The sequence below is a fragment of the Longimicrobium sp. genome, from assembly GCF_036387355.1.
GTDB lineage: Bacteria > Gemmatimonadota > Gemmatimonadetes > Longimicrobiales > Longimicrobiaceae > Longimicrobium.
In genome coordinates this window covers 18,673-27,941 of the sequence record NZ_DASVTX010000216.1, presented here as the reverse complement: position 1 = coordinate 27,941, position 9,269 = coordinate 18,673, and the positions used below count along the sequence as shown (strand labels likewise).

Annotated in this window: 10 protein-coding genes; 4 read left to right on the top strand and 6 right to left on the bottom strand. The window is 70.5% G+C overall.

Translation table 11 applies throughout. The features are described 5' to 3' along the window. Positions 1-317, top strand: a 317-nt coding sequence (locus tag VF665_RS09625; protein WP_331053206.1) for a type II toxin-antitoxin system RelE/ParE family toxin, incomplete at its 5' end; no start/stop codon positions are given. After that, positions 314-679, top strand: coding sequence for a helix-turn-helix domain-containing protein (locus VF665_RS09620; RefSeq protein WP_331053205.1), 366 nt, complete (start codon positions 314-316; stop codon positions 677-679). The genes VF665_RS09625 and VF665_RS09620, both read left to right, overlap by 4 nt. Before the next feature lie 89 nt (positions 680-768). Here VF665_RS09620 and VF665_RS09615 read toward each other — a convergent pair whose 3' ends face one another. The 6 genes from VF665_RS09615 to VF665_RS09590 form a co-directional block, all read right to left on the bottom strand. Next, complete coding sequence (locus tag VF665_RS09615; RefSeq protein WP_331053204.1) at positions 769-1,473, bottom strand: hypothetical protein; 705 nt, start codon at positions 1,471-1,473, stop codon at positions 769-771. Beyond that, positions 1,473-2,477: a nucleotidyltransferase domain-containing protein gene (locus tag VF665_RS09610; RefSeq protein WP_331053203.1), complete on the bottom strand. Its 1,005-nt coding sequence runs from the start codon at positions 2,475-2,477 to the stop codon at positions 1,473-1,475. Before VF665_RS09610 ends, VF665_RS09615 begins: the two co-directional genes overlap by 1 nt. 165 nt (positions 2,478-2,642) lie before the next feature. Next, positions 2,643-3,701 carry an isocitrate/isopropylmalate dehydrogenase family protein gene (locus VF665_RS09605; RefSeq protein ID WP_331053202.1) on the bottom strand — a complete coding sequence of 353 codons (1,059 nt, stop codon included), beginning with the start codon at positions 3,699-3,701 and terminating at the stop codon, positions 2,643-2,645. A gap of 229 nt (positions 3,702-3,930) precedes the next feature. Next, positions 3,931-4,383, bottom strand: a complete 453-nt coding sequence (locus tag VF665_RS09600; protein WP_331053201.1) for a hypothetical protein — start codon at positions 4,381-4,383, stop codon at positions 3,931-3,933. Between the two features lie 77 nt (positions 4,384-4,460). Next, entirely contained in the window at positions 4,461-5,018 is a 558-nt protein-coding gene (pyrE, locus tag VF665_RS09595; RefSeq protein WP_331053200.1) for an orotate phosphoribosyltransferase, read from the bottom strand. Further along, positions 5,015-5,341 carry a hypothetical protein gene (locus VF665_RS09590; protein ID WP_331053199.1) on the bottom strand — a complete coding sequence of 109 codons (327 nt, stop codon included), beginning with the start codon at positions 5,339-5,341 and terminating at the stop codon, positions 5,015-5,017. The genes pyrE and VF665_RS09590 overlap by 4 nt, the downstream gene beginning before the upstream one ends. Positions 5,342-5,613: 272 nt before the next feature. Here VF665_RS09590 and VF665_RS09585 point away from each other — a divergent pair, with 272 nt between their 5' ends. Both VF665_RS09585 and VF665_RS09580 read left to right on the top strand, forming a co-directional pair. Beyond that, positions 5,614-8,106 (top strand): TonB-dependent receptor, encoded by a 2,493-nt coding sequence (locus VF665_RS09585; RefSeq protein ID WP_331053198.1) that lies wholly within the window; start codon positions 5,614-5,616, stop codon positions 8,104-8,106. Between the two features lie 175 nt (positions 8,107-8,281). Beyond that, on the top strand, positions 8,282-9,211 hold the full coding sequence (locus VF665_RS09580; RefSeq protein ID WP_331053197.1) for a DUF4249 family protein: 930 nt from the start codon (positions 8,282-8,284) through the stop codon (positions 9,209-9,211). The last annotated feature ends 58 nt before the right edge of the window (positions 9,212-9,269 follow it).

Here is a 9,269-nt window from a genome sequence, read left to right as displayed (position 1 = left end):
ACCTGCCCTCCTTTGTCCGAAGCGCGGAGGGCCTGGCGGATGAAGAAGAGCTGCGCTGGCTGGAATGGGTGCTGATGCACGAGCCGCGTCTGGGCGTAGTGGTGCCTGGATGGGGCGGCGCGCGAAAGCTCCGCATTCCCTCGCACGGGCGCGGCAAGCGTGGAGGCAGCCGCGTCATCTACCTTTACGTCGAACTGCGTGGACGCATATACCTGCTGCTCGCGTACAGCAAGAACGAGCAGCAGGATCTGTCGCCGGCGCAGCAGCACGTGCTGCAGAATGTGATCGAACGACTTAAGGCAGAGGTTTCACGATGAAAGAAGAACCAGCGGCGGACAGCGCCTTTGGGGATGCGCTCATCGGTGCATTTGAGGAAGCCCTCGCTCACGTGCGCGGCGAGCTTCCGGGTGCCCGCGTGCGCCGGGTGGCTCGCACGGCCCGCAACACGGACGTGGTGCCGCCGCCCGCGTATTCCGCCGAGGAAATGCGCGCGATCCGGCAGCGGCTCGGCGTGTCGCAGTCCGTCTTTGCGCAGCTGCTGCATGCGAGCCCCAGCGCGGTACGTGCGTGGGAGCAGGGCCAGCGCTCCCCGGATGGTCCCACGCGGCGCCTGCTTCAGGTGATCGACCGCTCGCCGGAAGCGCTGGCCGGCATCGTCTCGGGCGCACAGGACCGCTGATCGCAGCCCTCCCAACTACCAGGAAAGCCCCGCCGGTGTGGCGGGGCTTTCTTCGTATTCGCGTGTTTTTCGCCGCGCGACTGCCACAATCAGACCAGCGCGACCGCTCGCCCGACGGCGCGCAGGGAGCGCTCGAGTTCCGCTTCAATCTGCGACGCGGAGACGGGCGCCTCGATGATGACGGGCGTGTCGAGCGGGATCAGCTCGGCCACCTGTTCGTAAGCCTGGACGGCGGCCTCGCTCAGGCGCACGTGCCGGCTCTGCGCGTCCAACTCGCTCACGTGCACGTGCGAAAGCCGCTCGCCGAACGCGCCCAGCAGCCGCCGCGCCTCGTGCATGGACGGATCGAGCTGGCGCGCGTGCGCCAGATCCAGGCAGAAGGACGCATGCGGGAGCCGGGCGAACACCGCGTGCAGTTCACCCGTCGTACGTCCGCACGGGTTGCGCGCATCCATGTTCTCGATGCTCAGGCTGGCGCCGAACCCGGCCCACAGCCGGAAGTCGCGGATGGAATCGGGATGGACGACAATCGTCCAGCCCTGTGCCGCCCACGGCGCCAGCAGGCCCGCAACCTCGCGCTCCTCAGTGGGTGAAAAGGCGCTGGGCCCGTGCAGGGTGACGTGGTGATACGCGGAAAGGTCCAGGCTCGGGATGGCGGCCAGCAGCGGACGGAGTTCGCGGGCCCGCAGCGCGGACAGTTCCACGGCGCCGGTGGCGTGCGGCTCCAGCATGTCCAGCGCAGCGGCAAAATCGGAGCGGGCCAGCGAACCGGTGGAAAAGCCGATGGTTTCCATCAGAACACTCCGTAACGCATGGTGAGGCCGCCCAGCGGCGTGTCGCGGGGAAAGAACAGCTCCGTCAGCCCGTCCTGAAAACGCTGCCCGATCTCGCGGACGCGCTGGTACTCGGGATCGGAATCCGCGCGGGCGGGGGCGAGCTGCTCAAGGTGCTCGCGCCGTTCGGGATCGTGCAGAATCCCGAGGAACTGGTCGTAGGCGCCGAAGAGCGCACCCGCCGCACCCGAAAGTTCACCGAAGTATGATAGCACCACCCGGGCCACGATGTCGAGGGGCGTGCTCCCCACCATCTCCGACAGGAACTCCACCACGTCCGCGGTGCAGCTCGCCGGGTGCTTGCACCGCGCATCCCGGAACGCGGTCTCGCACGAGAAGCAGCTCAGCAGCCCGGCGGCGTACATGAGCTTGCGCGACATGCGCAGCTTGGCCGTGCGCAGCGCCCACCCGCGCGCGGAACGCACCCGCCGCTTGTGCGCGAAGTCCACGGCCATGGTGCGCCAGTACCGCGCGACGTCGTTCTGCAGAAAACGCGGGACGCGGTACGGCGTGTCGAACGGGCTCACGAGGTCTTCTTCGATGTAGCGCGCCAGCACGTTGGCCACCACGCGGTCGTACGCGCCGGAATGGCTGGCGGGGAGGGATTCAAGCAGGAGCAGAAGCCGCTGCGTGGTGTTGTGGTTGGAGTCGTCCTCCCCGCCGATGCGGTGGATCAGGTCGTGGCTGAACGTAAGGTTGCCGAACGCGCCGCCCGGGGCGGGCGCCCGGAAGCCTTTCTCGCGCAGCCGGTCGCCGATCCGCTGCGCCTGGTTCTGGTGATCGGGATCGGCCAGGCCGTCCACCAGCAGCGTCCAGTCGATGTCGCTGCCGTCCGTGAACTCATGGCGGGCGAGCGAGCCGTACACGACCAGCGTCGTGTCCACGGGCGCCAGATGCGACACCTCTGCCCGCAGCCGGGCGAGGGTGTGCAAGGCTTCTGCCGTGAGGCCGCAATGGACGGCCACTCGGCGCCCAGCCGGTCCCGCAGGTCCAGCACGCCGCCGCACGGGTCGGACGGCGTGGCAGGGTGCTCCGTCATCATCCCTCACAGAATGCGTCACCAGTGCGACCCAATGGACGGGCAGGACGGCAGGCGGGCGCCTGTCGTCCGGGTGCTCAGAAACGTGGAATCAGGCGGACGCCTGCAGGCGGCGGACGATGGCGTCGCCGGCGGCGCCGGTGCCCAGGGTGCCGCCCAGGTCGGGCGTGGTTTCGCCCGCCTGAATGCAGGCGCGCACCGCGCCTTCCAGGCGCACGGCTTCGGCGGGGCGGCCCAGGTGCTCCAGCATGAGCCCCGCGGTGAGCACGGCGGCGAACGGATTCGCGAGGTCCTTTGCGGCGAGGTCCGGCGCGGAGCCGTGCACCGGCTCGAACAGCCCGATGCGCCCCGGGTGAATGTTGCCGGAGGGCGAAAGCCCCAGCCCGCCCGCCAGCTGCGAACCCAGGTCCGACAGGATGTCGCCGAACAGGTTGCCGGTTACGATCACCTGGTAGCGCTCCGGGCGGCGCACCATGTCCATGGCCAGCATGTCCACGTACAGCGCCTCGCTCTCGATGTCCGCGTACTCCGCGGAAACCAGCTTGAAGACGCGCCGCCACAGCCCGCCGGCGAACTCCATGGCGTTCGCCTTGTCGGACATCGTCACGCGCGTGAGCCCGTTGGCGCGCGCGTACTCGAACGCCGCGCGGATGATGCGCTCCACGCCCTTGCGCGTGTTGACGTCTTCCTGGACGGCGACCTCGTCGGGCGTGCCCTGCTTGAAGGTGCCGCCCATTCCCACGTACACACCCTCGGTGTTTTCGCGAAAGATGACGAAGTTCACGTCTTCCGCGCGCTTGTCGCGCAGGGGCGTGAGCCGCTCGTGAAACAGGCGCACCGGGCGAAAGTTGACGAACAGGTCCAGGCGAAAGCGCATCCCCAGCAGGATCTGCCGCGCGTGCTCGTTGCCGGGGACGCGCGCGTCGCCCAGGGCGCCCAGCAGAATGGCCGCGTAGTTCTGGCGAAGGTCGTCGAACTCGGCGTCGGTGATGGCCTCGCCCGTTTCCAGGTAGCGGTCGGCGCCGTGCGGCCACTCCACCAGGTCCAGGCTAAACCCGCTGCCGTCCAGCACCGCGCGCAGCGCCTTGAGCGCCTCGCGGGTGACTTCCTTGCCGACGCCGTCGCCGGGAATGACCGCGACTTTCGCCATCGTTGTGCGCTTCCGTGCCGTGGGGATGAGGATTGTAGTGGAGCGGCGGCAAGCTACCCGCGCCGCTGCGTGGAGGCCAGATGCGGATCGTGCCGGAGGACGGCAATTCCGCCTCACGATGAGACGCAGAGCCACGGCGAGACCTGCGGGTGCGTAGTGGATGAAAACCACGGCCCCGGGCGTCCGCCGCCCGGGGCCGTTCATCCCTTGGCTGTTGCGCCGTGGCGGCTCAGTGCGTGAGGCGCGCTTCCAGGCGAACGCCGCCGTCCTGCGCCGGCGCGACCGTCAGCACCGGCTCCTCGGTGCGGCGCGCGGGGGTCAGCAGCATGTACGTCCCGCCGATCACCGCGCCCAGACCGGCCCCGAACACCGCTCCCATCAGCGTTTCTTCGTCGCGGCTGAACAGGCAGAACTCCTCTCCCGAGCATCCGGTGTACGCCGAGTAGGCCAGCACCGCGCCCACCCCGGCGCCCACACCCGCTCCGATACCAATCCCCCGTAGCACCCGCAGGCCGGAGATGCGCCGCTCCTGCCCCTGGTCGCGAAGCGCGTCCGGCGTCAGTTCCGGGGGAAGCGGGGTGACGGCGGCGAACGATGGATGGGATGCGGATGGGCGCGCGTCCTGCGCGGCGAGGGGGCTGGTGCAGATCAGGAGACTGACGGCCAGGAACAGACGTCGCATGGGTTCTCCATGGCGGGCGAGAGCCCGGGCCGCGGGAGTGCGGCGCCGGGGTGCGGCGGGTTCGGGGAGGACGAGCGTCAGCCGCCCACGGCGGCGAGCAGTTCGCTGACGCGGTACAGCACGTGGACGGGATGGCCGCGGGCCTCGATGGCCTCCGTGCCGCCGCCCTCGCGGTCCACCAGCGCCATCACGCCCATCACCACGCCGCCCTCCGCCTCCACGGCGTCGCAGGCCTGCAGCGCGCTTTTTCCGCTGGTGATCACGTCTTCCACGATCACCACCCGCTGGCCGGAGGCAAAGCAGCCTTCCACGCGCTTGCCGGTGCCGTGCGCCTTGGGCTCCTTGCGCACGGAAAAGGAGTGCACCGGCGGCCCGGCCAGCCACGACGCGTGCGCGACGGCATAGGCCACCGGGTCCGCGCCCATGGTGAGCCCGCCCACGCTCTCCGGCGCCAGCCCCGCGTCGCGGAGCAGGGCAAGCCCCAGCCGGCCCACCAGCGCCTGCCCCTCGGCGTGCGTGGTGGTGGTGCGGCAGTCGATGTAGTAGCGGCTGCGGGCGCCCGACGCGAGAACGAAGTCTCCCGTGCGGAACGAGCGCTCCAGCAGCAGCGCGAGCAGGCGGTCGCGGTCGCTCACTGCAGCAGGTCCGGCGGGGGGGCGGGAAGCTCCACCCACTCTTCCAGCGTCATGGGCGTGGGGTACGGCTCGCCGAACGACTCGTGCAGCGCCCGGATGGCGGCCACCACCTCCGGGTCGCCGCGCACGTCGGCGTCGCCGCCGAACTCCAGGAATTCGATGTACACGTTCTGCTGGTCCGCCGAGGCGAAGTGCCAGGCGTGCGCGCCCCGGGCCGTGGCCGCGCGGTGCAGCGCAATCCACAGTTCCGCGTATTCGCGGATGCGGTCCAGGGGTACGAAGCGGCGGATGCTCACCAGCCGCCTGCGGGTCAACTCCATCACGCGTTCCCATCCGGGGTGAAGGCGCGGGGCGCCGGCCCCCGCACGGCCGGCGGGTGCCGGCCCGGGTCAAACTCCGTCGCGGCGGGGCGCGGGTCAAGGGTGGGCGCCTCCGTCCACCCGCCGCGACGCCGCGTTCCGGAGCGGCGGTGCATCCGCCCGGCGCCCCGCGTCCGTAACAAAGATGCGACAGCACGGACCTTTTCGCCGCGCGCGGCGTAGATGCGCGCTTGCCCTGCGTGCGCCCGCGCCCGCGTCCCGAGCCGAACGACCCGATGTCCTGGCCCCTGCACTCCGCCCGCGCCTGGTTGGCGCGGGTTCCGCTGCTCGCCTGCCTGCTCGCCTGCCTGCTCGCCGCCCTGACCGCCGCGCCCGTGTGGGCGCAGCCGGGCGGAGCCGTGTCCGGCCGCGTCCTGGGGCCGGCCGGCGAGCCCGTGCAGGGTGCCGGGGTGGAGGCGCGCCCCGCGTCCGGCAACGGGCGCCGCACCACCACCACCGGCGCCGACGGCACCTTTCGCATCCCGGGGCTGCGCGCCGGCCCGTGGTCGCTGCGCGCGTCGCGCGTGGGGTTCGGCGATGCGCGGCAGACCGTGTCCGGTCCCGCCACCGGCGACGCGCGGGTAGAGCTCCGGCTGGTGGAAGCGCCCATCCTGCTGGAGACGGTGGAGGTGCGCAGCCCCCGCGAAACGCAGCGCGAGCGCACCCGCTTTGAGACGGAGGCCGGCGTCACGGCGCGCGTCATCTCCGGCGACGAGATCAAGATGCTCCCCGGGCTGGGCGAGGCCGACGTGCTGCGCGCGGTGGAGGTGCTGCCCGGCGTGGTGTCCACCTCGGACTTCAGCAGCGCCTTCAACGTCCGCGGCGGATCGTCGGACCAGAACCTGATCCTGCTGGACGGATTTCCCGTCTTCAACCCCTTTCACCTGGGCGGGCTGTTCAGCGTCTTCAACTCCGACGTGATCGCGCGGGCGGAACTGCTCTCCGGCGGGTTCGGCGCGCAGTACGGAGGACGCGTAAGCTCCGTGCTCACGGTGGAAAGCAAGACGGGGGAAGGCGGCCTGCACGCGGAAACGGGGATCTCCGTCCTGGCCACCCGCATCGCCGTGCACTCGGACCTGCCGCGGGCCGTCTCGCGGTCGCTGGGGGGGCAGAAAGGAAGCTGGCTGTTCAGTGCGCGCCGCTCGTACTTCGACGCGCTGCTGCGCCCGGTAACGGACTTTCCGTATCACCTCACGGACGTGCAGGCCGGCGCCTCCATCGAGACGCGGGGCGGCGGGCGGGTGCAGTTCACCGGCTACCGCGGCCGCGACGTGCTGGACCTGTCCAACTTCGATCCGCCGGGGGAGGAGGACACGGCGGAAAGCATCCTCAAGATCCGCTGGAATTGGGGCAACGACGTCGCCGGCCTCAAGTGGACGCAGCCGCTGGGGAGCCGGTGGGTGTCGGAGACGCGGCTGGGCGTGTCGCGCTACGGCGAGATCCTGGGCTTTCCCGACTTCGCCGACACGCGCTTTGGCTCCAACGTGCAGGAAGCGGCGCTGCGCAGCGACCTCACCCGGCAGATCAGCCCCAGGCTTACCGTGCAGGCCGGCGGCGAGCTGAACCGGGTGAGCTACAGCAACCTGGGCGAAAGCGGCGGCACCACCTTCTTTGAGGCCAGCCAGGCCGGGCTGTTCGCCGCGGGGTACGGCCAGGTGCGCTGGCAGCCCTCGCCGCTGTGGATCGTGGAGCCGGGGCTGCGGGTGGACGTGGCGCGCACCAACGCGGGCGCCTGCGCGTCCGGCGGGCGGCCCGACTACTTTCCGCAGGACCCCTCGTCGGTGCCTGCGCGCGCCAACCGCACCTGCGTGATCCCCGCGCCGCGCGTGGCCGTCAAGCGCTTTCTGGGCGCGGAGCGCGACGCGGCCGTCAAGATCGCCGCGGGGCGCTACGTGCAGTTTCTGCACTCCATCCGCGACGAGGCCCTGCCTGTAAGCAACGACACCTGGGTGCTGGCCGACGAGTACGTGCCGCCCGTGGTGTCGGACCAGGTGCAGGCGGGGGTGGAGAAGTACTGGGGCGAGCGCTGGTACGCCTCGCTGGAGGGCTACTACCGGCGCTACGACGGCGTCACGGACCTCAACCCGGGCGACGACCCCAACTTCATCGGCGACGACCTGCTGGTGGGCGACGGCGACTCGTACGGCGCGGACCTGCTGGTGCGGCGCAACGCGGGCCGGCTCACGGGGTGGACGACGCTGAGCTGGCTCAAGGCGGCCCGCACCTTTCCCGACCCCACGGCGGCGGGGCTGGACGGCGTGCCCCAGACGGTGACGTACGCGCCCATCTTTGACCGGCGGCTGGACGTGGACGTGGTGCTGCAGTACGAGCTTTCGCGCCGCACGCAGCTGGGGCTGCGGTGGAACTACGGATCCGGCACGCCCTTTACCCGCCCGGTGGCGCAGGTGGTGGGGTTCGAAACCAACGTGGCCGCGGGCGGATACCGGCTTCCCCGCCCCGAGACGGATGAGCCCGAGGTGCCGTACTACGTGGTGCTGGCGGACCGCAACCGCGAGCGGTACCCGGCCTACCACCGCCTGGACCTTACGCTACGCCGCGAGTACACGCGCCGCTGGGGCAGCTTTACCCCGTACCTGCAGGTGCTGAACGGGTACAACCAGCGCAATGTGCTGTTCTACTTCTACAACTACGACAAGGCGCCCGCCACGCGCTCGGGGATCAGCATGTTTCCGCTGCTCCCCAGCATTGGCGTGGAGGCCAGCTTCTGATGGCGGGCGGGACGTGGGACCCGGGTTGGGACGATGACGGGCTCTGTTCAGCGCGGTGCGTTCGCGAGGGGCGGATGACGAGGGATGCAGACACCGTTGCCGGCGCCCTTGCCGCGGCGGTCGTGCTGGATGAATGCACCGGGGTGAGAGTCTGATGCGAATGCACTTTCGATCGATGGCGGCTGTGTTTGCGCTCGCTGCCCTGGGTGCGTGCACCATCGCCGACGTGACGGAGGCGGGGGGCGACGACGTGCTGGTGGTGGAGGCCGTGCTGCGGACGGACCGGCCCGAGCAGCGCATTCTGCTGCACCGCTCTGTGCGCGGCGCACTCTCCCCCGGCGAGCCCGGCGCGGAGGTGTTCGTGACGGGGAACGGTGGGGCGCGCTACCGGTTCGAGATGGTGAATTCCAGCCAGTGCATTACCGTGGACCCGCTGTACGCCAACGCGGACTCGGTGGACCTTCAGGCGAGCTGCTACCGGTCGCTGGGATCGTACGGATACTGGGTGAACCCCGATTCCGTGTACGACCTCACCGTCGTGACCACGCGGGGCGAGACGGCACGCGGGCGCACGCACGTCCCGGCGCCGTACGCCATCCTGCAGTTCCCCTACCGCTCGCGGCTGCGCGACGGCCCGCGGGAGTGCACCGTTCCGGGAAACACCCCACTTCCCATCGTGTGGACGCAGTCAAGGGGGGCCTACGGATACCTGGCCCCGCTGCGCATTACCGGGCTGGACCGCGTGGCGCCGGACAGCATCTCTGCCCCCGCGGAGCTGGAGCTGACGGGGCTGGCGGTTTCGTCGAGCGACACCACGCTGGTGCTGCCAACGGATTTCGGCATCTTTGACCGCTTTTCGCTGGACCAGCGGCTGCTGCGCTACCTGCGAACCGGCCTGCCGCCGGGCGTGCGGGCCGACGTGGTGATCGCGGCGGCGGACCGCAACTACATCAACGGCGTGCGCGGCGGATCGTTCAACCCGTCCGGACAAGTGCGCATTTCCAGCGTGGTGGGCGACGGGCGCGGCGTCTTTGGATCTCTGGTCCCGCTTTACCTGTCCTTCAACCTGGGCCAGCCGAACGCGCAGATCGCCTGCAACGCCTGACGGCGGCGCTGGCGGACAACAAAGCGCGGCCCGGGAGCGATCTCCCGGGCCGCGCTGC